This window comes from Tateyamaria omphalii, assembly GCF_001969365.1.
Classification (GTDB): domain Bacteria; phylum Pseudomonadota; class Alphaproteobacteria; order Rhodobacterales; family Rhodobacteraceae; genus Tateyamaria; species Tateyamaria omphalii_A.
This window is the reverse complement of the sequence record NZ_CP019312.1, coordinates 3,015,563-3,037,312: the sequence shown is the minus strand read 5'-3', so window position 1 is coordinate 3,037,312 and position 21,750 is coordinate 3,015,563. Positions and strand designations below refer to the sequence as shown.

The 21,750-nt window shown below is 63.0% G+C and carries 21 protein-coding genes; 3 read left to right on the top strand and 18 right to left on the bottom strand.

Annotated features, from left to right (window positions below; genetic code table 11):
* Positions 1-141 precede the first annotated feature (141 nt).
* Positions 142-660 carry a ClbS/DfsB family four-helix bundle protein gene (locus BWR18_RS15180; RefSeq protein WP_076630346.1) on the top strand — a complete coding sequence of 173 codons (519 nt, stop codon included), beginning with the start codon at positions 142-144 and terminating at the stop codon, positions 658-660.
* Here BWR18_RS15180 and BWR18_RS15175 read toward each other — a convergent pair.
* The 5 genes from BWR18_RS15175 to BWR18_RS15155 all read right to left on the bottom strand — a co-directional run bounded on the left by BWR18_RS15175 (position 651) and on the right by BWR18_RS15155 (position 6,953).
* Positions 651-1,400 (bottom strand): alpha/beta fold hydrolase, encoded by a 750-nt coding sequence (locus BWR18_RS15175; protein ID WP_172839394.1) that lies wholly within the window; start codon positions 1,398-1,400, stop codon positions 651-653. The genes BWR18_RS15180 and BWR18_RS15175 overlap by 10 nt on opposite strands.
* A gap of 67 nt (positions 1,401-1,467) precedes the next feature.
* Entirely contained in the window at positions 1,468-2,715 is a 1,248-nt protein-coding gene (locus BWR18_RS15170) for an Hsp70 family protein (RefSeq protein WP_076629295.1), read from the bottom strand.
* 156 nt (positions 2,716-2,871) lie between these two features.
* A complete protein-coding gene (locus BWR18_RS15165) occupies positions 2,872-5,043 on the bottom strand; it encodes an esterase-like activity of phytase family protein (RefSeq protein WP_076629294.1) in 2,172 nt (723 codons plus the stop codon).
* A gap of 85 nt (positions 5,044-5,128) precedes the next feature.
* Positions 5,129-6,097, bottom strand: coding sequence for a threonine dehydratase (locus BWR18_RS15160; protein ID WP_076629293.1), 969 nt, complete (start codon positions 6,095-6,097; stop codon positions 5,129-5,131).
* A 19-nt stretch (positions 6,098-6,116) separates the two neighbouring features.
* Complete coding sequence (locus BWR18_RS15155) at positions 6,117-6,953, bottom strand: alpha/beta hydrolase family esterase (RefSeq protein ID WP_076629292.1); 837 nt, start codon at positions 6,951-6,953, stop codon at positions 6,117-6,119.
* 161 nt (positions 6,954-7,114) lie between these two features.
* On the opposite strand from BWR18_RS15155, the gene BWR18_RS15150 reads away from it, so the two are divergent.
* Entirely contained in the window at positions 7,115-7,405 is a 291-nt protein-coding gene (locus BWR18_RS15150) for a hypothetical protein (protein WP_368073619.1), read from the top strand.
* Positions 7,406-7,501: 96 nt separating this feature from the next.
* Here BWR18_RS15150 and BWR18_RS15145 read toward each other — a convergent pair whose 3' ends face one another.
* The 11 genes from BWR18_RS15145 to BWR18_RS15095 all read right to left on the bottom strand — a co-directional run bounded on the left by BWR18_RS15145 (position 7,502) and on the right by BWR18_RS15095 (position 18,002).
* Positions 7,502-8,707, bottom strand: coding sequence for an alpha-D-ribose 1-methylphosphonate 5-triphosphate diphosphatase (locus BWR18_RS15145; protein WP_076629290.1), 1,206 nt, complete (start codon positions 8,705-8,707; stop codon positions 7,502-7,504).
* Positions 8,708-9,352: a class I SAM-dependent methyltransferase gene (locus tag BWR18_RS15140; protein WP_076629289.1), complete on the bottom strand. Its 645-nt coding sequence runs from the start codon at positions 9,350-9,352 to the stop codon at positions 8,708-8,710.
* Positions 9,349-10,152: a phosphonate ABC transporter, permease protein PhnE gene (gene phnE / locus BWR18_RS15135; protein ID WP_076629288.1), complete on the bottom strand. Its 804-nt coding sequence runs from the start codon at positions 10,150-10,152 to the stop codon at positions 9,349-9,351. The genes BWR18_RS15140 and phnE overlap by 4 nt, the downstream gene beginning before the upstream one ends.
* Complete coding sequence (locus BWR18_RS15130; protein WP_216637302.1) at positions 10,145-10,963, bottom strand: phosphonate ABC transporter ATP-binding protein; 819 nt, start codon at positions 10,961-10,963, stop codon at positions 10,145-10,147. The genes phnE and BWR18_RS15130 overlap by 8 nt, the downstream gene beginning before the upstream one ends.
* Positions 10,956-11,825 (bottom strand): PhnD/SsuA/transferrin family substrate-binding protein, encoded by an 870-nt coding sequence (locus BWR18_RS15125; RefSeq protein WP_076629287.1) that lies wholly within the window; start codon positions 11,823-11,825, stop codon positions 10,956-10,958. Before BWR18_RS15125 ends, BWR18_RS15130 begins: the two co-directional genes overlap by 8 nt.
* Positions 11,826-11,886: 61 nt before the next feature.
* Positions 11,887-12,669, bottom strand: a complete 783-nt coding sequence (locus tag BWR18_RS15120) for a phosphodiesterase (protein ID WP_076629286.1) — start codon at positions 12,667-12,669, stop codon at positions 11,887-11,889.
* 106 nt (positions 12,670-12,775) lie between these two features.
* Entirely contained in the window at positions 12,776-13,492 is a 717-nt protein-coding gene (locus BWR18_RS15115; protein ID WP_254684875.1) for a metallophosphoesterase, read from the bottom strand.
* A 75-nt stretch (positions 13,493-13,567) separates the two neighbouring features.
* A complete protein-coding gene (locus BWR18_RS15110) occupies positions 13,568-14,815 on the bottom strand; it encodes an ABC transporter substrate-binding protein (protein WP_076629285.1) in 1,248 nt (415 codons plus the stop codon).
* A 103-nt stretch (positions 14,816-14,918) separates the two neighbouring features.
* The gene (locus BWR18_RS15105; protein WP_076629284.1) at positions 14,919-15,881 is read right to left on the bottom strand and encodes a carbohydrate ABC transporter permease; all 963 of its coding nucleotides are present in this window, start codon (positions 15,879-15,881) and stop codon (positions 14,919-14,921) included.
* Positions 15,878-16,846, bottom strand: coding sequence for a carbohydrate ABC transporter permease (locus BWR18_RS15100; protein WP_076629283.1), 969 nt, complete (start codon positions 16,844-16,846; stop codon positions 15,878-15,880). The genes BWR18_RS15105 and BWR18_RS15100 overlap by 4 nt, the downstream gene beginning before the upstream one ends.
* Before the next feature lies 1 nt (position 16,847).
* Positions 16,848-18,002 carry an ABC transporter ATP-binding protein gene (locus tag BWR18_RS15095; RefSeq protein ID WP_076629282.1) on the bottom strand — a complete coding sequence of 385 codons (1,155 nt, stop codon included), beginning with the start codon at positions 18,000-18,002 and terminating at the stop codon, positions 16,848-16,850.
* Positions 18,003-18,086: 84 nt separating this feature from the next.
* Between BWR18_RS15095 and BWR18_RS15090 the strand changes: the two genes are divergently transcribed.
* Positions 18,087-18,974: a LysR family transcriptional regulator gene (locus BWR18_RS15090; protein WP_254684874.1), complete on the top strand. Its 888-nt coding sequence runs from the start codon at positions 18,087-18,089 to the stop codon at positions 18,972-18,974.
* 410 nt (positions 18,975-19,384) lie between these two features.
* On the opposite strand, the gene BWR18_RS15085 is transcribed toward BWR18_RS15090, so the two are convergent.
* Both BWR18_RS15085 and BWR18_RS15080 read right to left on the bottom strand, forming a co-directional pair.
* A complete protein-coding gene (locus BWR18_RS15085; RefSeq protein WP_076629281.1) occupies positions 19,385-20,050 on the bottom strand; it encodes a L,D-transpeptidase in 666 nt (221 codons plus the stop codon).
* A 176-nt stretch (positions 20,051-20,226) separates the two neighbouring features.
* Positions 20,227-21,702, bottom strand: coding sequence for an NAD-dependent succinate-semialdehyde dehydrogenase (locus BWR18_RS15080; protein ID WP_076630343.1), 1,476 nt, complete (start codon positions 21,700-21,702; stop codon positions 20,227-20,229).
* Positions 21,703-21,750: the final 48 nt, after the last annotated feature.

Below are 21,750 nucleotides of genomic sequence, written 5' to 3'. Positions count from 1 at the left end.
ACCCAAGTCCGACCTCCTCCTCCCTGTCGGACGACCCCGGAGTGCTTGCGCGCTCCGGGGTTTTTTGATGTCCAACTGATCTGGCGCAAGGCGCAGGCACAAATGATGCGCATCATCTCCACGCGAAAAGGAGACCGCGCCATGCCCGCCGCGCAAAACAAGACCGATCTGGCCGCCATCACGCACAAGGAATTCGGCACGCTGAATATCCTGCTGGATCAGGTGCCTGCCAGTGTCGCCTTGCAAAAGCTCGACGAGGACACCTCGATCAAGGACGTCATCGGCCACCGCGCCCACTGGATTGATCTGTTCTTTGGCTGGTATGCGGACGGGCAGGCGGGCAAGCCGGTCCACATTCCCGCCGAAGGGTACAAGTGGAATGACCTCAAACGCTACAACGCGGACTTGAGAGCCGCGCAGGCCGATCTGGGCTGGCCGGACGCAGTCGCAATGTTGCGGGACAGGCACGCGCGTTTGCTGGATTTCATAGACACGAGGTCCGACGCAGAGCTGTATGGCGGACCGTTGACGGGCGCCAAGAACACCTGGCGCCTGGGCCGCTGGGTGGAGGCGACAGGCCCCAGCCACTACCGCTCCGCCTCGAAGTTCATGCGCGAGGTGATGCGCGACCGCGCGCTGAGCCGCGCAGATCAGACGTGATCCGAACGCACCGACAGTAATTCGTGGAGCGCCGCGTTGATCGCTTCCGGGGCATCAAGGTTCGCGATGTGCCCCGCACCGGGCAAGACCACATGCCGACAGCCGGGTATCGCGTCTGCCAGAGCAGCGGCACGGGCATGGATACGCACGTTTTTTTCGCCGACCATCACCGCGCATGGCATCGCCAAAGCGCCCAAATGCCGCCGCCCGTCATAGTCGGTGGCAAGGCTCAGCAGGGCGTGGTTTTGCGCAGCGCTCAACCGGGGCAGCGTCTCTTTCAAATACGTCGCCGCCTCGGACGTTTCGGCCCCCAGATGGCGCCCCGGCAGTCGCGCCATCCACCGCGGCGGAACACAGAGCAACGGCAACAGGCACGCCTTGATGCCCCACCGCGCAGCCATGCTGCCGGTCACGGTCGGCACCGTCTCGATCATCGCCAGATGCGACACCTCATCGCCCCAGCGCCCCGCCATCTCCAGCGCGACCATGCCGCCCAGCGACAGACCGACAAGCGCATAGCGGCGCAGCCCCAGTGCGCCCAATCGCCCCCGCACGTCCTTTGCCATCTGCTCGACGCTATCGACCGCAGGCACACCGCCATGGCCGGGCAGGTTCGGGATGATAACGCGATGGGTGCTGCGAAAATGCGCCTGCTGCGGCGCCCACATGGCGTTGTCCACACCCGCCCCATGCAGGAACACAATCGGGTCCCCGTCCCCGTCGTCAATCAGATCCGTCATGTGCAGCGCCATAGCACCGCCGGTACCCAAGGCCCATCACACGCGCACCCGTACGGCCAGCTTCCGCCTATCCCGCGTCGCGCGCGCCCGCAGCCAAGGCCAACCCGTCCGCCACGGCGGTAAACACCTCCGAAAACGAATGCCGCGCGCCCGGAAAACACACCTTCATCGTGTCCGTCACCATCGCCATCAGGCTGGACCCGCCTACGTAAATCACCTGATCAACCCGATCCGCGCCGACCTGCGCCATCTCCAACGTCTCGGCCACGCCCTTGCGCAGCGCAGCGGCATGTGGGTCCAGAATGCCCCGCAGCGCATCGCACGGCAGCGCCGCCTTCAACCCCCGCGCCACCTCGCCCAATGCAATCACCGCATCCGTTCGCCCCGAATTGGCGTCGATCTTTCCCTGCTCCACGGCAAAGGCCACATCATGGCCCAGCTCATTCTCCAACACCGCGCCCAGCCGCGCCATCCTGTCCCGGTCCTCGGCCATCTGCACCATGTCGGCGACCATCCGGCGCGTCTGCGCGGTATAGAGAAACGGGATCTTCTCCCACGTCGCCAGATCGTTGAAGATCGCCTTGGGCGCGGGCAGCGTCCCCGGCCCGATGGCGTTGCGGATCAGCGTCCCGGCCCCCAGCAGCGGCATCACCCGGTCAATGCTGATCGAGCGGTCAAAGTCGGTCCCGCCAATGCGCACCCCGTGGTTCGACAAAATCTCGACCCCACCGTCTCGCGCACGAAAAACGGAAAAGTCCGACGTCCCGCCGCCAATATCCACGATCAATCCAATGGCACCCGGATGATCCAGCGCGCCAGAGGCTATGGCCGCCGCCTCTGGCTCGGGCAGGAACGACACGTCCGCAAACCCCGCCGCCAGATAACAGGCGCGCAAATCTGCCTCTGCCTGCGCTTCGCGTGGATCACCACTGCCGTGAAACACGACCGGACGCCCGGACAGGGCGTGGTCAAACACATGCCCGGCCTCTGCCTCCGCCCGCCGCTTCACCTCTGCCAGGAACCGCGCGATGATATCGACAAAGGTCACGCGCTCGTTCAGCAACTGCCGCTTTTCATGCATGATGGATGTGCCCAAGACACGTTTGAGCGCCCGCATGAACCGCCCCTCGACCCCGTCCAGCAGCGCCGCGTTGGCGGGATGCCCCATCAACATCTTGCGCGCGTCATAATCAAAGAACACGGTGGTCGGCAGCGTCGTCTGTCCCGGTGCCATCATCACCAGATGCGGCGCGCCGTCCCGCACATATCCCGCAGCCGAATTCGATGTTCCGAAATCAATCCCCAACGTGGCCATGACGCGCCGCCCCAATCCTTCATTTCGCCAAGTAAACCTTGCCCCATTGCCCGACAGGCGGCGTTGCCGCCGTAAGGGGAGGGCCGATCAGCCAACAAAAAACGCCGCCCGATGTCTCAGGCGGCGTCCAATTTGTAAACCTTGTTGGGACTTAAATCAGTCTGCCAACTCAAAGGAATAGAACATCGTCTCGCCCGAATGGTCATCGACCCCGTCATTGTCGGTCGAAATCCATGCCGTGCCATCCGTCGTGATCGCCAGCCCCTCGACCTTGTCCAGCACATAGCCGCCGGTGGACGTCAGATCGGGGATCAGGTCGCGCACCTCTTCCTTGGTCACGACGGGCAACTCACCGCCCAGCGGTGCTGCCACCATCTCGGCCAGCGGCACGCGGTACACCTTCTTGGTCACCGCCTCGATCCCATGCTGGTTGTCGCGCTCCACGATATAGACGTGATCGCCATGGGCCACGATTTCCGACAGGCCAACCCAACCCTGGGCCGGTTCCGCCTTGGGATAGTGCACGGCGCCCCATTCCTCGGTCTCAAGGTTGTAGGCCACCAGCTTCACATGGTTCGCCGGATCGTCCTTCCACTCACGCTGCACGGCCATCCACAGGGTGTCGCCCACCTTGGTGATGCCTTCGAACCCGAACCGACGCTCAACCGCCATCAACTCCGGCGGCAAGCCGATCTCCTCGTCGATGCTGCCATCCGCCTCGACCTTGTAGATCGCGTGTGGGATCACACGGTCGGTGCGCCCTTCGCTGGCGATCCAGAACGCATCGCCATCCAGCGCGATGCCTTCCATGTCCAGCTTCTGCGCAGGCCGTCCCGCACGGGTCACGTCGATGGCCTCGATGATGCGGGCCGGGGTCTGGGACGGGTCAATCTTGAAGATACGCGGCTGGTAGCCGTAAAAGCTGTCGGATACGGCATAGATCATACCGTCCTCATCCGCGACCATGCCGGACAGGGCACCCCAACCCGTCAGCTCGTCCATCCCTTCGGATGTCAGATGCGGATAAACCGCGGCGCCTTCGCCATACTCAAACAGCATGACATGCGCGCGCGCCGCACCGTCTTCCAGCCCATCAACCTCGTTGGCGGACACAAGCAGGTTGCGCTCAGGCACGGTCACATATCCCTCCGGCCCGATGCCCGAAGGCAGCATCTGCGTCAGCACCGGCGCTTCGGGGTCGGTCACGTCATAGACGCCCACGATGGACCCGCGCTCGGACCCGACAAACACAAACGGCGTGCCGTCAAAAGTGGCGGCGGTCACGCTTTCGGGCTCCACCCCCTTGGCGTCCGACCGTTTGTCGGGATAGTGCCCGATCTGGATCATCGCGTGCTCAAAGCTGACGCCGCTTTCATAGACAACGCGCCCGTCCTTGCGGAAGATCGTCCAGCCGCGCGATCCGCCCTCATAATCGCCTTCGTTGGCGGTGGCGAAATGTTCGTCATCAATCCAGGTCACAGCGTCGGGTTCGCGTAGGCGGCCCATCTGGCTCTCGGTAAAGATCAGCGCGCCGCGCTCGTCCGTGGCGTCGATCCCTTCCAGATCCACGGCCCCGGCCGAGAAATGGCTCACGATGCTGCCATCACGCGCCACCACGACCATGTGGTTGTTCTCCTGCAAGGTCACGACCGTTTCGCCCAGACCGTTGATCGACACATATTCCGGCTCCGGATCTGTCGGCGCCACATCGGCCAGCCCGGTCAGGTCCGCGGTCGCGATGCTGTCACAGTCCAGCGACCCATCGACGACGTTGATCATTTGCAACGACCCGGCCGGCAGCTGCGGGATCACCCCGTCATTCAGGTCCTCGTCCCGCTCGTTCTCGATGGCGACGGCAACAAAGGACCCGTCGGGCGCCTTGGCCACGCTGTCGGGCTGTCCCACCAGATCGCAAGAGGCGATGACCGACCCGTCACCCACATCGATGGCCAGCATCTTGCCCGACGGGTTGGTAAAGCTTTCGGAGGTGTTGATGCCGACAAAGGCGGTTGATCCGATCACGGCGACGGATGTGGGCTCGCCCTCCAGTGCGATGTTGCCGCCGGGCTGCGGGTTCGCAGGGTCGGTGATGTCCACGAGGCCAAGGGCCTCCAGCGGGCTGTCGGTATAAACCAGCGTCATCCCATCGGCGGTCACGTCGATGATCTCGGGCGAGCTTTCGCGCGTTGTGTCCTCACCCTCGGCCATATTGGTCACGACCGGGAACGACGCGATGCGGTTGAAATTCTTGGCCGCATGGCCATCGGCATAGGCAGCGCCTGCCATCAGGGCCAGGGCCGAGGTCATGCAAAGAAGGGGGTTGGTCATAAGACACTCCATCGGGATCAAATCCCACACGGATTGGCTTGTTTGCTTGACGCAGACGTAACAGCCACATGTCAGTTTTGTAAAATCAGACCTGCGGCGTCGCGCCGTCCAGCACCGTACGGAACCACGCGGTGTCGATGTTGCCGCCGCACAGGATCACGCCCACACGCTTGCCAGCCATCTGCGCGCGCTCTTGCATCAGCCCGGCCAGCGGCGCGGCCCCAGCACCTTCAGCCACATTGTGCGTCGCCGTGAAATACAGCCGGATCGCATCGGCCACCTCATCGTCGCTCACCGCAATGACACGCTCGGCCCCCTTGGAATAGACGTCAAACGCCTCCTGCACGGGCACCCGCACCGCCATCCCATCCGCAAACGTATTGGCGGAGTTGGTTTCCACCAGCCGCCCCGCCTCGACCGACAGCTTGGCCGTCTGCGCGCGGTCCGACACAACGCCGACGATCTTTGTCTTAACCCCCAAAGCATCCCGCGCCATGATCGTCCCGCAAATCCCCGACCCACAGCCGATAGGCACATAGACGGTGTCCAGATCGGGCTGCGCACTGAACAGCTCAAAGGCATAGGTCGCCACACCGCGCACCAGCTCGGGATGATAGGGCGGGACGACAAACAGTCCTTCGTCCTCCGCCACGCGATAGGCCTCTTCGCGCGCGGTGTCGAAATCATCGCCAAACTCGATCAACTCAGCGCCAAAGGCGCGCATGGCCGCGTTCTTTTCCACCGAATTGCCGCGCGGGACGTACACCTTGGCGGTCAACCCCGCCCCCGTCGCGGCCCAGGCCTGCCCCTGACCATGATTGCCGCGCGTCGCGGTGCAGATGCCCGGCACATCCGGGTGTGTCCGGGTCAGCCAATCCATAAAGGTCAGCGCCCCTCGCACCTTAAAGGCACCCGTGGGTGTATGGTTCTCGTGCTTCACCCACACCTCGGCGCCCGTCGCGGCACTCAAGAGCGGCCAATGGTGCTGCGGCGTGGGGGCCATGCGGGCGTGAACAAAATCAGCGGCGGTCTCAAGATCGGTACGTGTCAGCATGCCGCACATCTGACCCGGATCACCCCTCGGGGTCCAGCCCCTGGCCCTCAAACCAATCCATCACGCGGCTGGGCCACCCCTCCGGCGCCCCGTGCCCGCCCTTGTGCAGCATCAACCGCAGATCGCCGTTCTGGCAATCGGTCCAGTGGCGAAACCACAGATCACCGTCAAAGCTGTTGCGTTCTGGCTGGCGGGCATCGCAGCCATTGGTGGCGCGCAGGATCTTCAGCGACGCCCAGACATCCCCCTGCACAACAGCACCGTCGCGGAATGTTCGACCCTCCAGGGGCACGGTCCGGTCATTCCAGCCATGGGTATGAAACAGGCGCACAGGCGCGGCGCACTGGCCTGGCAAGTCGTCCCAGAATGCACCGGCCATAGGGGCATAGGCATCTGCGAAATCGGGCGACGCACAGGCCATGTCCCAGACAAAGGAACCGCCACGAGAAAACCCGGCCAACAGGACCTGGCCCGCGCCCGTGTCCGTGCGCGCGCGGACATCTGCCAGAACCTCGGGCAAGAACTCGAAATCCTGCCGGTCATAGGTCATCCCCTTGCCGCGCACCGACCAGTCCCGATCAAAACGGCGGCTGGGCTGATCGCCATCCGGGGCAACAAAGACATAGCCGCGCGCCAGCGCTTCCTGTGCAAGGTCCGACGTCAGCAAACCCTGACCCCGCCCACCTGCGCCATGCAGATGCATCACAATGCCCTTGGGGCCGTTGGGTGCGGCTGTCTCGGGCACGGCCATATGATAATTGCCGCTGGGCAGGGCACAGGGGTCGTCACGGCCCCCGCAGGCCAACGCGGGCAGGGACAGAAGCGCAAAAAAGAAGATAGCAAGGCAACGGATCATAAGACCACTCCTGATGCGAAATACGGCCACATCAGCCCAATCGTGGCTTGCGCGCAACTCACGTCGGCGTCAGATGCGGCGCGGCGTTGCAGGACTGCACAGTTGCCACGATAACAGAGACGAGCGGTCAAAGCCGCCAACCACTGCCATGGGGGATGGACATGAAACGGACCGGAGTGATGCTTGCAGCGGCACTGACAATGCTGGCAGCCTGCGACGAGACCACGCAACCAGGCGCGGCAGGCGGGCCTTTCATCTCGCCCTTGCCGGACAATATCCTGGCCATAGCCGACCCCAAGCAGGATCTGAACGCGGTCAAGGTCGATCCGGTGGACGGCTGCCTTGTCTACCGGCACGTGGGCCCGGTCGAAACAACCTTCCTGCCGCTGCGCAACAAGGACGGGCGTCCGATCTGCACCCGGACACCGGCGGAAACAACGCCCGCGACCTGATACTTGCAATTCGTCCGTCACCTGCATCTCGGCAAAACGGCGGAACGGCATCGCGGGCAGTCTTTTTGCACCGAACGTCGACCGTTGCGACATGTGCTATCCGGCTGGTATCCCGCGATAGGCGCACCGGCCCGCGACCCACGTGCCCTGAACGGCCGGAACCGAACCATCGGGCCAGTCCACCAGAACAAGGTCAGCACGCTTGCCCACCGCGATCTCGCCCCGGTCATGCAGCTTCATCGCGTGCGCAGGGCCCCTTGAGACCAACGACCAAAGGGACAGGCGGTCTGTGCGCCGCTCGGTGTCAAGCCTTGCCACGGCGGCCAGCAATGCCGGGTAGAAATAGTCAGAGGCCAGCGCATCGCACATGCCCGCCTCAACCATGTCGCCCGCGCTGAGCGACCCGATATGACTGCCGCCGCGCGCGGCATTGGGCGCGCCGAAGACGATCGGATCGCCGCTGGCCCGCGCGGCTTCCGCGGCCTCCATGACCATCGGGAATTCGGTGACGCTGGCCCCCAGATTGCGGAAAAAGTCGCGTGTTTCGGCGCGGGTGTCATCATGGCTGAGCATTGGTGCGCCTGCGGCGCGCGCCATCTCCGCGACCTCGGCAATCATGTCGGGTACAGCGGCGCGCCGATCCCACACCGCGCCCAGAAGCGTGATGTACTCGTCCTCGCTCAGACCGGCGCGATGCGCCTTGGGGGCCGTCCGCTGTCTCATGCGCATATCATCAAGTGCTGCGATCGAAAAATCGGGCGAGAATTCAAAGGCGCGCTCCTGGATCGGCACGTCATAGGCGCGCATGGTCATTGACGTGTGATCGTTGAACGCAACAGAAGGCAAAAGCGGCGCCGAAAGCGCCCACTCAATCACGTCCAGCGCCTCGAACGCGAAGGTTTCCCAGCGCAATTGCACCCGGTTTTCCACGGTAAGGCGCGGGGCCAGATCGCGCATCGCGCGCATCAGTTCGCGCCCCCGCGCCACGTCGCGCAGGCCCGGCTCCCACCCAAGTGTGATGGCATGGTAGGCGGTCGCGATGCCATTTGCCGCAAGCTGCCTGTCTGTGTCGATGACGGCCGTTTCAATCGGAAAGTACACGCCTGGACGCGGCATCATCTGCCGTTCAAACGCGTCGCCATGCACGTCGATGAGTGCGGGCGCCAGGATCAGGCCGCGCGCATCGACGATGGTGCCTGCCGCGGGGCCGCCAATCTCGGCGATCCGGCCGTCGACGACGGTTACAGTCGTTTCCGCAATCTCATCCGGCAGGAAAACCTGCGCACCGTCGAAGGTGATCATTCAAAGCCGTTCCAGTGTGAGGTGCCAGTGCCACGAGCCGGGTGTCTCATGCTCCCGGTCTTCCAGCTTGCGGCACTCAAAGCCGGAGAACAAGGCCAGGAGGTCCGCAGCCGAGCAGAAGTAGTGTGGATGGACCTTGTCCGTGCCGGGTGCATCGAACACCCAGGTGTTGCGGCTGATGGCGCGGCCCGGATACTTGGCCTGTTCATGGGGCAGGCGCCGGTTTGACAGCATCGTACCCATGTAACTGCCACCAGGCGTCAGAACGCGCCGTATTTCGCTGATTGTGCGCAACAGAACATCCTCATCTCCGTGATAAATGACGTTCCAGCTCAGGATATGGTCAAAGCTGCGATCCTCGAATGGCAGCGTGTCCATGCGGGACAAAACGGTGTCGACACGTCCCGCCTTGTCGATTTCGGCAAGACCGCAAGGGGCCGCGTCCAGCGCGGTGACGTTGAACCCCTGCGCCGCAAGCCACAGCGCATGCCGGCCAACGCCCGCCCCCAGATCCAGAATGCGGGACCTGGGCCCAAGGCCTGCGGCCCACGCCTTGACGTCCTCTTCCGGCGCCAGCCACTTGCTACCGGCCTCAATGCCAGCCCATTGGTCATTCCAGTGCTGGTCTGCGGTGTCCGTCTTCACCTTTGTTCTCCTATGATCCTCATGCGGGCCCAGCCGCTCAGGTGTTCGATCCCGATCACGACAACGGCGATCATCAGGATCACGGTCATCGCCGTGGGATAGTCGAAAAGGTCAAAGCCGACCTTCAGTTCAATGCCGATCCCGCCTGCACCCACAAGGCCAAGGATCGTTGACGAGCGCACGGCTTTTTCCAGCGCATAAAGCGCGGTCGAGATAAAGGCAGGCATCGTCCCGGGGATGGTCGCACAGGCAACCACGTCGATCTTGCGCGCGCCAGTCGCCGTCAGGCTTTCGGCAGGGCCCTTGTCGGTCGCCTCCATATCGTCAGCAAAAAAGCGTCCGCAAAATCCGACCGTGTCGATCACAATGGCGAGCATACCGGCAAAGGGACCAAGCCCGACGGCCACAACAAACACCAGCGCCCAGGCAATGTCGGGCACCGCACGAATGAACCCAAGGATGGTGCGCACGATCTGGTTGACCCAAGGGGCGGCGATCAGCCCGCGTGCCGCCAACAGCGCAACCGGCACCGACAGGACCACGCCAATCACCGCGCCTGCCACCGCAATCTGAAGCGTTTCAACCATTTTCCATCCGAGCCGCCCAAGCACTTCGGGCTCCAGGTTCGGCGGGAACGCGCGCGCCGCGAAATCGGCAAAGCGGGGCGGTGCGCTCGCCACTTTTTCAAGCGAGAAACCCGCGCCCGCAAGACACCAGAAGACGATCACAAGGCCAACGGCATAGCCCAGAAACCCGATGGCAGACGGCCGTTCCAAGCGGGGCGGTGCGACGTCAGTCATAAAGCCCCCGAAGATCCTGCGCGACCAGGGACGCGGCGGTTGCATCAAGCTGTAGGCGCCCGTGCGCCAAGCCCAGCACGCGGTTTCCATATTTCAGCGCGTGGTCGATATTGTGGGACGTGAACACAACCGTGACCCCTTGGTCGCGGACCAGCCGAAACAACAGGTCCATCACATCCGCGCCGGCGGACGGGTCAAGCGATGCGCAGGGTTCGTCTGCAAAGAGCACCTTGGGCGCCGCTACGATCGCGCGGGCAATGGCGACCCGCTGTGATTGTCCGCCGGAAAGACGATCCGCGCGCCGCTGGGCAAAGCCCGCCATGCCAACCCGGTCCAGCGCGTGCAGGGCCGCCCTGCGTGACATCTCCGGGGCCAGAACATGGCTCCAATGGCGTAGACCCGGCGACGTGCCAAGCAGCCCATGCACCACGTTCGACAGGACAGACAGGCGCGGCACGAGGTTGTGCTTCTGAGACACGAGGCCAACCTGGGACCGCACGTCGCGCAGCGCCCGCGCCTTGATGGCGTTGGTCTCTTGGCCCAGCAGGTGAACGCTGCCGCCGCTGACCGGGATCAACCCCATCAGGCAGCGCAGCAGGGTGGACTTGCCGGCGCCGTTGGCTCCGACAAGCGCCACAGCCTCACCCCGCGCCAGTCGAAAACTCACATCCGAGAAAATCGGCGTTTCGCCAAAGCGTTTTGCGACCCCGCGCGCCTCGATGTCGACGGGCGATACCGGCGCGAAATCCACGGGCGCCTGTCCGGGCTGCGCTTGTGGCGCAGCCCGATGTTTGACGACAAGATCAGTCACCGATGAAATTGTCGAATTGGGGGTAACCTGCATTCGAATACATCGACCGCACGTAATCATAGGCGCTGTCATCAATCGCCACGAGGTCCATGCCGACATATTTGTCGTTCTCCTCATGGGCCGTGATGCCTGCGATGATCTGGTCCTTGTTCTCAAGAATCGCGGTCTTGACCATCTCGGCCGCATCGGATGGCACATGCGCACCGACCATGATCATGTCATTGGGCAGATCACCGGACCGCGCGATCATCTTGAAGAACCCGTAAGGCAGGTCCGTCTCCTTGTTGCGGACGTTCAGCCATGACCCCGCATTCGATCCAAGCGCATCCACGTCGCCCGCCTTCAACGCCTCATGCGCGATGTTGCGCGAGGTGTGGGTCTTTTCGATGTCGTTCACCGGATCAACACCGTGATCTGCAAGCACCTGCATCGGGCACAGCATGTTGGACGTCGACCCGATATCGCCAAAGGCCACTTTCCTGCCCTTGAGGTCAGCGGGCACGTTGATGCCGCTGTCTGCGCGCACGATGATGGCGCAGTGATAGTCGGGGCGGCCCAGACCGACCAGCGGCGCGGCGTTGGTCAGCTTGTTGATCACGACATATTCCGCCGGACCGGATACGACGAAGTCCACGGTTTCACCGCGCAGCGCCTCGGCCGCAGCCGTGCGTGAGTTCACGGCGTAGAACTCGAATGTCTCGCCGGTGGCAGCTTCCAGGGCCTCCTTGAAAGGACCCCATTCGAGTTGCAGGCGTTCCATGCCTTCAACGTCCGTGACGGCCAGTTTCCATGTGTCCGCCGCAACAGCGAGGGCAGAGGCAGCGGCAAGGCCGAGACCGAGGATCAGCGATTTAAGTGTCATGTGGTTCTCCAGGTTGGGTTGGGGTGGTCGTGGATGGGGACGGCGCCGGGGCCGGACGATGCTACAAATCGAACCTCTCAGAGCGGTCGGCGAAGTCGTGCAGGTGAATGATGATCTGCGCGTCGCCCAGCAGGACGACGCCGTAGGCGGGTGGTTCGAAATTCCCGACCGTGCGGTCCCGCACCCTGTTCAGATCAAGCGCGACCTGATGGTTCAGACCACGCATGCAGGAATAGCTGATGCCGCGCCACGTGCCCCAGATCGCACGGTGAACATGCCCGAAAAACAGGTGCCGGATGCGTGCGGTGTGCGGTGCGATCACCTCATGAAATGCCTCGGCCTCGTGCAGCATGATGTGATCCATGGCGGCGATCCCGACCGGAAACGGCGGGTGGTGCATGAAAAGGGTGACAGGTGCCTGGGTCCGCTCAAGTTCCACGCGCAACCAGTCGCGGCGGAGCGCACAAAAGGCGCCCGCATGGCCCTCGGGCGCCTTGGTGTCGAGCAACAGAAAGCGGCCCGCATCCGTGTCAAACCCGCTTTGCACAAAACCGCCCGTGTCGCGCGGGGCATCCGGGACCGCCTGCGCAAAAGCCTCCCGATCATCATGGTTGCCCATCAGCAGATGCACGGGCATATCCAGGTTCCCGATCTCGGCGGCAAAACGCGCATAGGCCGCCGCGTCACCCCAATGGGTCATATCCCCGGTCACCACGACAAAGTCCGCATCGCCATGCTCGGCATTGATCGACGCCACAGCCGCAGCCAGACGCGCCCCGGGATCCTGCCCATAGAGCAGCCCGTCGGCCACAATGTGGGTGTCGGTCAGGTGGATGAACTTCATTCCGCAGCCACCGGCTTGGCCCAGTCTTCCCACGCGGTGCCGGTCCTCTGCACCGGCCCGTCCCAGGCAAAGGGGATCTGGTGAATGGTGGTTGCGCCCCCGTCGATCACGATGACGCAATAGGCAGGTGGCAATGGCCCCCGGTCAGCATCTCCTGCTCCCGCAGATCGGGAATGGACTGGTGGCCGGTCGACGGCACGCTGGCAAATGGAACATCGCAGAACGTGCCATGGATCGGCGCATGGACATGGCCAAAATGGATGTAGTCGATGCGGTCGTGATACCGGCCCACCACAGCCCGAAACCGGGCGCGATCTTCGGGCACAAGCGCGATCTTGTCCTCAGCGGGCAGGCCCAGCGTCATGGGGTTGTGGTGCATAAACAGCCGCGCCCGACCCGCATCATCAAGCTGCGCGGCCAGCCAATCGCAGCGATCGGCACCGAAATGCCCCGCATGGGTCCTTGGCGCGCATGTATCCAGATAGATCAGGCGCACATCGTCCACATCCTCGGCGTGATTGACATAGCCATTCGGGTCACGGGCATGGTCGGGAAAGGCCGCCAAAAACGCCGCGCGGTCGTCATGGTTGCCGATCATCAGACGCACAGGCAGATCAACGCCCGCAAGGGCCGCGGCCAGCGCGGCATAGGCCTCCGCCTCGCCCCAATGGGTCAGGTCGCCTGTGATGACGATCCGGGCGGCATCGCTGTGATGGGCCTGCACATGGCCCAACGCCTGCGCAAACCGCGCATGGGGATCAATGTCCCCCATCTGCTCACCGGGCACGGTCAGGTGAATGTCGGAGATGTGGACGAGTTTCATCGACACGCCCCTTTCTTGAAAATCTGGACAGGTACCGGTCACCCCGCGGCTCGCGCGGGATGACCGGATCGTGGATCAGCCGTTGGGCAGCAGGTCGGCCACTTCCTCGACCATCTCTTGCTGCAGCTCTTCCATATCGGTGGCGTCACCCGTCACGATGCGCTCGATGCTGTCATAGATCACCTGCGTGATCGCCAGCCCGTTCTCACCGGGATAGGCCAGCCAGTCGCGCAGCAGCGGCAACTGATCCACAGCCGTCTGCTTGTTGGGGTTCTGCTCGTAGAAATTGGCCAGAATGATCTCGTTCGCGGCCTTGTTGGGGGGCATGTAGCCGGTGGTCTTGGCCACTTCGGCGGCACCATCCCCGGAGGTGATGTATTTCAACCAGGTCCACGCCGCGTCGCGCACCGCCGGATCATCCGAGGTCGAGGTCAGCATCGCCGCATTCCCACCGGCAGGCAGACCCATGGGGGCGCCGTCAAGTCCCGGAAACGGGCCGGTGACCAACTCGAAATCACCCTGGGACCGCTCAACCGCGCCCAAGGCAGAGGTGGACCAGAACATCATGCCGATCTCGCCCGCAGAAAAGGACGCAAGTGCCGCTTTCCACTCCAGGTTCTTCATCTCGCACTCGGCAAAGATCTCCTGCATCTGCTCCAGTGCCACCAGCGTCTCTGGGCTGTCCAGGGTCACGGTGCCGTTCTCGACAATGGCCTTGTCTTGGCTCCACAGCAGGGCCTGCATGAACCAGTTGCCGGTGATGTTCCATCCCCAGAAAATCGGGTTGTCGATACCATTGGCCTTCATGGTCTTGCAGGCGGCGATGACCTCGTCCCATGTTTGCGGCAATGCCTCGATCCCGCCTTCGCGCAGGATGTCCATGTTGTAGTATCCCACCGGCAGCGACACCGAAAACGGCAGGCCGTACACCGTGTCGTCAAAGGTCGACAGCGACAGCATCGCGTCGTGATACCCGTCTTTCTCGAAATCCGCCTCGGCGGCGATGAACGGCTCAAGCGACTGCGCGATGCCCTTGTCGATCAGGGGGGCCTGACGGTTCAGACCCTGCATGGTGACATCAGGAAGGTTCCCGGCCACCGCCTCGCGCAGAACCGTGTTGGTGCCGTCCTCGTAGGATTCGTATGTGGCGCGAAACTTCACCTCGATATTCGGATGCGCCTCTCTGAAGGCGGGCATCATCGCCTCATAGGTCACGTCAAACAGGTGGCTGTAGGGATAGGCAAACTCGATGGTCACCTTGTCCTCGGCGAACACGGCACCGGCGGACAGGGCCAGCACCATTGCAGTTACGGTCATTTTCATTACATCTACTCCAGTTGCGTGGGGCCTGACGGTTTGGCGATTGGCAGACCCCGGTGATTGTCCCCTTGCGGGGCTTTGGTTGTAGGGCGGGAGCAATCCCGCCTTACTTCATTCCAGACAGCGTGATCCCCTCGATAAAACGGCGCTGTGCGATCAAAAACGCGACGATCAGCGGTGTGACGATGACGGTGGCGGTGGCCATCATAGGGCCAAAGAACGACCCGTCCCCGTCCCCTTTGAATTCGCGCAGACCCAGCGGCGGCGTGAACAGATCTCTGTTGCCGGTGACCACGATGCGCGGCCAGAAATAGTCGTTCCAATGGGCCACGATGCTGAAAATGGCAAAGGCCAGCAGCGCCGGAATGGCTGTGGGCAGCATCACGCGCCAGACAATGGCGAACTCGCTCATCCCGTCCATGCGGGCCGCATCAATCAGGTCATCCGGCACGGTCATGAAAAACTGGCGCATCAGGAAAATGCCAAAGACCGATATGGTCCACGGCACGACCAGCGCCGCATAGGTGTTGGTCAGCCCCAGCTTGGCCAGCATGATGTACAACGGCAGCGCAATCGCATGGACCGGGATCAGCAGGCAGAACAGCACCAGACCAAAAACGGCCTCGCGCCCCCAGAACTTCAGCTTGGCCAGCGCATAGGCGGCGGGCAGCGCCACGACGATCTGGATCAGAAAGATCGAAACCGTGACGATCACACCATTCATCAGATAGCGGATCAGCGGCGCCTCGGTGAACGCCTTGGTGTAGTTGAAGACGGCGGGGCGCATGGAACATGCCGCCTCCGTCTCGGCCAGCAATGCGGCCTGAACACCGGCGTCGTCCTGGCCGGGAAAGCGGTCGCGCGCCGCCTCGATATCCGCGCGGTCCGGCTGGCGCAGGGCGACACAGCGCGGGTCGATCATCATCTCCTGCCGCCCGAAAAAACCACCTTCGCCCCGGTCAATCTCGCCCGGGCTTTTGAAGGAATAGCTGACCATCATGTAAAACGGCGCCAGCACGATGATCGCGCCAAGGATCAGCACCAGATGTTTCCACCAGTCGCGTGTCATCCGTAATGCACCTTGCGCTCGACCAGCCAGCGCTGGATCAGGGTCAGGAACATCACAAAGACAAGAAACAGCATGGTGATGGCCGACCCGATGCCGATCAGGTTCTGCTGCACGCCCTTCTCAAAGATCGCGAACATCATCACATAGGCCGACTTGTTCGGCCCCCCGCCCTGCGGCCAGAACGCCTCGATCGTGTCGAACACCTGAAACGCACGGATACATGAGATGGTCACGACAAAAACGGTTGTCGGTCCAAGTGCCGGCCACGTGACCAGCCGGAACCGCTCCCACGCGCTTTTGGCGCCGTCCATCTCTGCGGCGTGATAGAGCTCGCGGTGTACGCTTGTCAGCCCCGCAAGGTACAGCACCATATTGAACCCGAACCCTTGCCAGATGCCGATGAAACACACGACCCAGATCGCATAGTCCCGGTCGCCCAGCCAAAGCGGAAAGCCGTCGGCACAGCCACTTGCAAAGAACGGGATCGCCTCCAGCCACGACCCGCACGCCAGTGCCAGCGTCCGGTTCACCATGCCAATGGTCGGATGCAGCATGAACTCCCAGGCGATGGCCATGGCCAGCAGCGTCGCCATCACGGGCAGGAAGTAAATCGTCTTGTAAATGTCCCCGATCCGGCCCAGCGAATGCACCAGCATCGCCGCCCCAAGGCCCAGACCCACCGAAATCGGCACGACCGTCACAACATAGGTAAGGGTCGCGATGAACATCTTTTCATAGGTGGACCGGGTGAACAGGCGTTCGTAATTCTGCGCGCCGACCCAGTCAAAGCCGGGATTGCCCAGGGAATAGTTGCTGAACGACAGCACCCCGGCGACGACGACGGGCACCAGAAGGATCAGCACCATCAATGCCAGGGCAGGGGCCGCCAGACCCCACGCGGTGCGCGCCTGCCGGTGTTCGGGATGGGTGGCGTGCGCACCCGCGCCTGTCTCGATCACCGCCATCTTATGCGACCTCGCTGGCCGGATCGGCCATCGCTTCGACCTTGCGCAACCGCTTTCCGTCCGCGTCAAAGACCATCGCGGCCCGCGTATCGAACGCCAGACCCACCTCGGCCCCAAGCGCCAGCATCGGGCGTTCTGCCGGTGTCGCCCGCAATGTCACACGGGCGGTGTCGTTCTTCAGGGCAACCTGCGCAAACACTTCCGAGCCAAGGTTTTCGAAATGCGCCACATGGCCCCGCAGCACCGGTGCGCTCTGGGTCAGGCGCAGCGCCTCGGGCCGCAGCCCCAGCTGCATCACCCGCGCGGTCTCGTACGGCAGCGGCCAATTCAGCGACGTGCCGAAAAGCTGCAGCTGACCGCCCACGCACTCGACCGGCAGGATGTTGATCTTGGGCGAGCCGATGAATTCGGCCACGCGCATGTCGTCGGGATCCTCGTATATGATCTCCGGCGACGCGCATTGCAGGATCTCACCGCCCATCATGACGGCGATCCGGTCCGACATCGTCATCGCCTCGACCTGATCGTGGGTGACGTAGATGAATGTCGCGGCCAATCTGCGATGCAGTTCCGCGATTTCCGCCCGCGTCTGAACACGCAACTTCGCATCAAGGTTCGACAACGGCTCATCCAGCAGAAACGCCGCCGGATCCCTGACAAGCGCGCGGCCCAGGGCAACGCGCTGGCGCTGTCCGCCCGACAGCTGTCCGGGCTTGCGATCCAGCAGCGCACCGATCTCCAGCATGTCGGCGGCGCGCGCGACCTGTTCGGCTATGCCCTGAATGCGTGCCTTTGCGCCGGGCATGATCCGGCCCACAAAGGGCAATCGCTGCAAACTGGTCAAAGCGCGCATGCGCAGTGGAACGGCGATATTCTCGGCCACGCTCAGATGTGGATAAAGCGCGTAGGACTGAAAAACCATCGACAGGTTGCGGTCCGCCGCGCGCATCGCCGTCACATCGACCGCCCCCAGGCTGACGCGGCCCGCGGTCGGCGCCTCGAGGCCTGCGATGATGCGCAACAGCGTGGACTTGCCACAGCCCGATGGACCCACCAGCGACACAAACTCGCCATCGGCCACATCCAGCGACACACCTTTCAGGACCGGCGTGTCTCCAAAGCGTTTCGTGATCGCCGCAATCGACAGGTCTGCCATGTGATTCCCCCACGGATCAGACCAACCCTAGTGTGGTGCAGGCTTAAGTTTTGTGACGTCATATTAGTGAAACCGATGGGTGCTATGGGCGACGCAAAAGGAGACGCCGTGCGCCCCAACCATCATCAGTTCGAAGCCTTCGCCTATGTCGTGCGCGAGGGCAGCTTTTCGGCTGCCGCCACCCGGCTTGGCGTGACGCAATCCACGATCACGCAGCACATTGCCAAGCTCGAAAAAAGCGTCGGAACAGTGCTGCTTGTGCGCGGCCGCGACGGGGTTGAACTGACGCCGACGGGACAGGAATTCTACGATCTCGCGGATCGCATGGTTGCCCTCGATGTCGAAGTCTCGGAACGGCTCGAAGGGTTCAACGCCATGCAGGAGGGGCGGCTCAGCGTGATCGGGAACGCGCCGCAACCCGCCCTAAAGATCATCGCCCGCTTCCGGCAGCGCTTTCCCGACATTCGCGTCGATTTCGGCCTGCACGACTGGACAACCGCGACATCCATGATCCGCGGCAGGTTGGCCGATGTCGGCCTGATCACGGATCCACCGGACCATGAAAGCTGGGAACGCATCCATATCGAGCAATCGCAATATGTTCTCTACTGCCCGGCAGATCACCGATTTGCACACCAGGCCGAGGTGTCACTGGCCGATCTTCACCCCGAAACGCTCATCGTGCCGGAAAAAGGGTCGCTCACGCAGCGTTTGCTTGGCCAAACCTGCAAACGGCATGGCATCCGGCTGACACGCACCGTCACCATGACAACCTTTCCGCTCATGTGCGAAGCGGTCCTTCAGGGCATTGGCGTGGCACTTTTTCTCCGCAACAGCAGCCTGATCCAGGACAACGTCGCACAGGTCGCCATTCGCGAGATGCCGGATGCACAGGACACCTATCTGATCGCCACCAAGGACCGAACGCGCCTGAAACTGGTGGCCGAATTCATCAACGCCGCTTGTGTGTGAACCAACGGACCCTGCGTGGCGTTGCAGCATGGCCGCGCGCGATGGACAATCCATGGCGCGGGCGCGTTCGAGTGCTTTCGCTTGCATGTGCGCCGGTTTTCAACGTCCCATGGCATCGGTTGGTTCTGAATGACGGGATGACACAAGAATTCGCCACATTTGACGGCGCTGGTATCTCGGTGAACGCGCTCTGGCTCATCCATCCCAACAGCAATGCAGTCTCCGCTAAAGCCCGCGTGCTTGTCGACGTCCTCATCGCGCATATCGGGGAAACGCGCGCATGTCCCCACATAATCCGGGCCGCCTTCACGGGCCGGGCGGCATGTGGGCGTCAGCCCGCCACGCTCCTTGCTGACCTCGTCGGGCCCGTGGGGGGCACCCCCGCGCGCGATCTCAATGCCGGTGTGGTCTTAACTCGCCGCCGTCAGGCCGTCCTCGGATGGGTACAGGAACGCGGTCGAACCGGGTGTGACGCTCGGATACAGTTGATTGATATGCGCCATGATCATGCGCACGCAGCCCGAGCTTGCGCGCCCGCCGATGGACCGGGGATAGGGCGTGCCATGGATGCGCAGGTACGTGTCCCGGTTGCCCACGAACAGGTACAGCGCGCGCGAGCCCAGGGGGTTCGTCGGCCCGCCATTCATGCCGTCGGCATGTCGTTCGAACAGTTGCGGGTCGCGCTCGATCATCGCCTTGGTCGGCGTCCATGTGGGCCACTTGGCCTTGCGCTTGATGGTGTAGGTGCCAGGCTCGTACAGATTGCCACGCGCGATGGCCGCACCGTAACGCATGGCCGTGCCATCCGCCTGGATGTGGTACAGATAGCGGGCCACCGCATCGACGTGGATGTCGCCCGGCGTCAGCCCGTCATTGGCCTGCACCCGCTGCGGCAGGAACCGGCGATGCACGCCCCACGGGTTCGATGTCGCCAGGTCGAAATTGGCCGGTGTGACCTGCGCGTCCCAGGCGGACCACTTGGATTGATCCGAAATGGGCCTTGCCAGGGCAGGCCCTGCAATGGGTGCCGAAAACAGGGCGGCGGTCGTCATGACGAAATGGCGTCTGGTCAACATGTCTCAAATTCCTCGCACTCAGGTGTCGTTTGAATAGAACAGATATCCGCCCGCGGGCAATCGCGCAGGCGGCGGGTCACAGCGATGTGAGGGGGCGGTGTTTCTTAACATCCGGTAAATCCGCACCTGTAAACCCTTGAATTCACGTCACCCGCACCGCGTCCCAGCATGGGACGTCACACGCTCATACAGATATATTTCATCTCCAGAAACTCCTCGATCCCGTGATGCGACCCCTCGCGGCCCAGCCCCGATTGCTTGACCCCCCCAAAGGGCGCCACCTCGGTCGAGATGATGCCGGTATTGACCCCCACCATCCCATATTCCAGCGCCTCGGCGACCTTATGGACACGGGAAAGATCGTTGGCATAGAAATACGCGGCCAGGCCAAAGATCGTATCATTGGCCATCGCGATCACATCGTCCACATCCTCGAATTTGAAAAGCGGCGCGAGCGGCCCAAACGTCTCTTCATGCGCCACCTTCATCTCCTGGGTCACCCCCGTCACGACGGTGGGCTGCAGGAACGTACCGCCCAAATCATGCGGCTTACCGCCCGTCAGGATCGCGCCGCCATTCTCCACCACGTCCGCCAGATGATCCTGCACCTTCTCGACCGCCTTGTCGGTGATCAGGGGGCCTGTGGTCACGCCGTCTTCCAGCCCGTCACCCACCTTCAAATCCTCAACCGCCGCCTTCAGCTTGGCCGCAAAGGCATCATACACCCCCGCCTGCACATAGATCCGGTTGGCACATACGCAGGTCTGGCCCGCATTGCGAAATTTGCAGATCATCGCGCCTTCCACGGCGGCATCCAGATCGGCATCGTCAAAGACGATAAAAGGCGCGTTGCCGCCCAATTCCATCGAGCATTTCATGACCTGATCGGCCGCCTGTTTCAGCAGGATGCGCCCCACGGCGGTCGAGCCGGTGAAGGTCAGCTTGCGCACCCCCGGGTTCTCACAGAACTCCTTGCCCGTCTCGGACGCGTTCGAGGTGGTCACCACCTGAAACACCCCTGCCGGGATACCCGCCCGCTCGGCCAGCACGCCCATGGCGATGGCCGACAGCGGCGTCAGTTCCGCGGGCCGCGCGACAAAGGCGCAGCCAGCCGCCAGCGCGGGCGCGGCCTTGCGCGCGATCATGGCGTTGGGGAAATTCCACGGCGTGATGGACGCGGCCACGCCGATGGGCTGCTTGATCACCGTGATGCGCTTGTCGCGCTGGTGGCCCGGGATCGTCTCGCCATAGATGCGCTTGGCTTCTTCGGCAAAGAACTCGACAAAGGACGCGCCATAGCCGACCTCGCCCTTGGCCTCGGCCAGCGGCTTGCCTTGTTCGGCGGTCAGGATCACGCCCAGATCGTCCTGGTGTTCCATCATCAGATCGAACCACTTGCGCAGGACCGCGCCACGTTCCTTGCCCGTCCATGTGGCCCAGTCCTTCTGCGCCGCCTGCGCCCCCGCGATCGCCTGCGCGACCTGCGCCCGGCTCAGGTCCTGCACATGGGCGATCACATCGCCGCGGGCGGGGTTCGTCACCTCGAAGGTCCCTTCGTCCCCATCCATCCAGGTGCCATCCACATAAGCGCGGGTTTCCAGCAGGCTCGGATCGTTGAGCATGGATTTCAGGTCAGTGGTCTGGTCAAGCATGATGTGTCCTTTGCGGGTCCTTTGCATGTCAAACAACACGGGCTAGGC

Excerpts from the sequence above, each read along its gene's own strand:
- BWR18_RS15180 (WP_076630346.1), top strand. The coding sequence starts at position 142 with ATGCCCGCCGCGCAAAACAAGACCGATCTGGCCGCCATCACGCACAAG.
- BWR18_RS15175 (WP_172839394.1), bottom strand. The coding sequence starts at position 1,400 with ATGACGGATCTGATTGACGACGGGGACGGGGACCCGATTGTGTTCCTG.
- BWR18_RS15170 (WP_076629295.1), bottom strand. The coding sequence starts at position 2,715 with ATGGCCACGTTGGGGATTGATTTCGGAACATCGAATTCGGCTGCGGGA.
- BWR18_RS15165 (WP_076629294.1), bottom strand. The coding sequence starts at position 5,043 with ATGACCAACCCCCTTCTTTGCATGACCTCGGCCCTGGCCCTGATGGCA.
- BWR18_RS15160 (WP_076629293.1), bottom strand. The coding sequence starts at position 6,097 with ATGCTGACACGTACCGATCTTGAGACCGCCGCTGATTTTGTTCACGCC.
- BWR18_RS15155 (WP_076629292.1), bottom strand. The coding sequence starts at position 6,953 with ATGATCCGTTGCCTTGCTATCTTCTTTTTTGCGCTTCTGTCCCTGCCC.
- BWR18_RS15150 (WP_368073619.1), top strand. The coding sequence starts at position 7,115 with ATGAAACGGACCGGAGTGATGCTTGCAGCGGCACTGACAATGCTGGCA.
- BWR18_RS15145 (WP_076629290.1), bottom strand. The coding sequence starts at position 8,707 with ATGATCACCTTCGACGGTGCGCAGGTTTTCCTGCCGGATGAGATTGCG.
- phnE (WP_076629288.1), bottom strand. The coding sequence starts at position 10,152 with ATGACTGACGTCGCACCGCCCCGCTTGGAACGGCCGTCTGCCATCGGG.
- BWR18_RS15125 (WP_076629287.1), bottom strand. The coding sequence starts at position 11,825 with ATGACACTTAAATCGCTGATCCTCGGTCTCGGCCTTGCCGCTGCCTCT.
- BWR18_RS15120 (WP_076629286.1), bottom strand. The coding sequence starts at position 12,669 with ATGAAGTTCATCCACCTGACCGACACCCACATTGTGGCCGACGGGCTG.
- BWR18_RS15115 (WP_254684875.1), bottom strand. The coding sequence starts at position 13,492 with ATGAAACTCGTCCACATCTCCGACATTCACCTGACCGTGCCCGGTGAG.
- BWR18_RS15110 (WP_076629285.1), bottom strand. The coding sequence starts at position 14,815 with ATGAAAATGACCGTAACTGCAATGGTGCTGGCCCTGTCCGCCGGTGCC.
- BWR18_RS15105 (WP_076629284.1), bottom strand. The coding sequence starts at position 15,881 with ATGACACGCGACTGGTGGAAACATCTGGTGCTGATCCTTGGCGCGATC.
- BWR18_RS15100 (WP_076629283.1), bottom strand. The coding sequence starts at position 16,846 with ATGGCGGTGATCGAGACAGGCGCGGGTGCGCACGCCACCCATCCCGAA.
- BWR18_RS15095 (WP_076629282.1), bottom strand. The coding sequence starts at position 18,002 with ATGGCAGACCTGTCGATTGCGGCGATCACGAAACGCTTTGGAGACACG.
- BWR18_RS15090 (WP_254684874.1), top strand. The coding sequence starts at position 18,087 with ATGGGCGACGCAAAAGGAGACGCCGTGCGCCCCAACCATCATCAGTTC.
- BWR18_RS15085 (WP_076629281.1), bottom strand. The coding sequence starts at position 20,050 with ATGTTGACCAGACGCCATTTCGTCATGACGACCGCCGCCCTGTTTTCG.
- BWR18_RS15080 (WP_076630343.1), bottom strand. The coding sequence starts at position 21,702 with ATGCTTGACCAGACCACTGACCTGAAATCCATGCTCAACGATCCGAGC.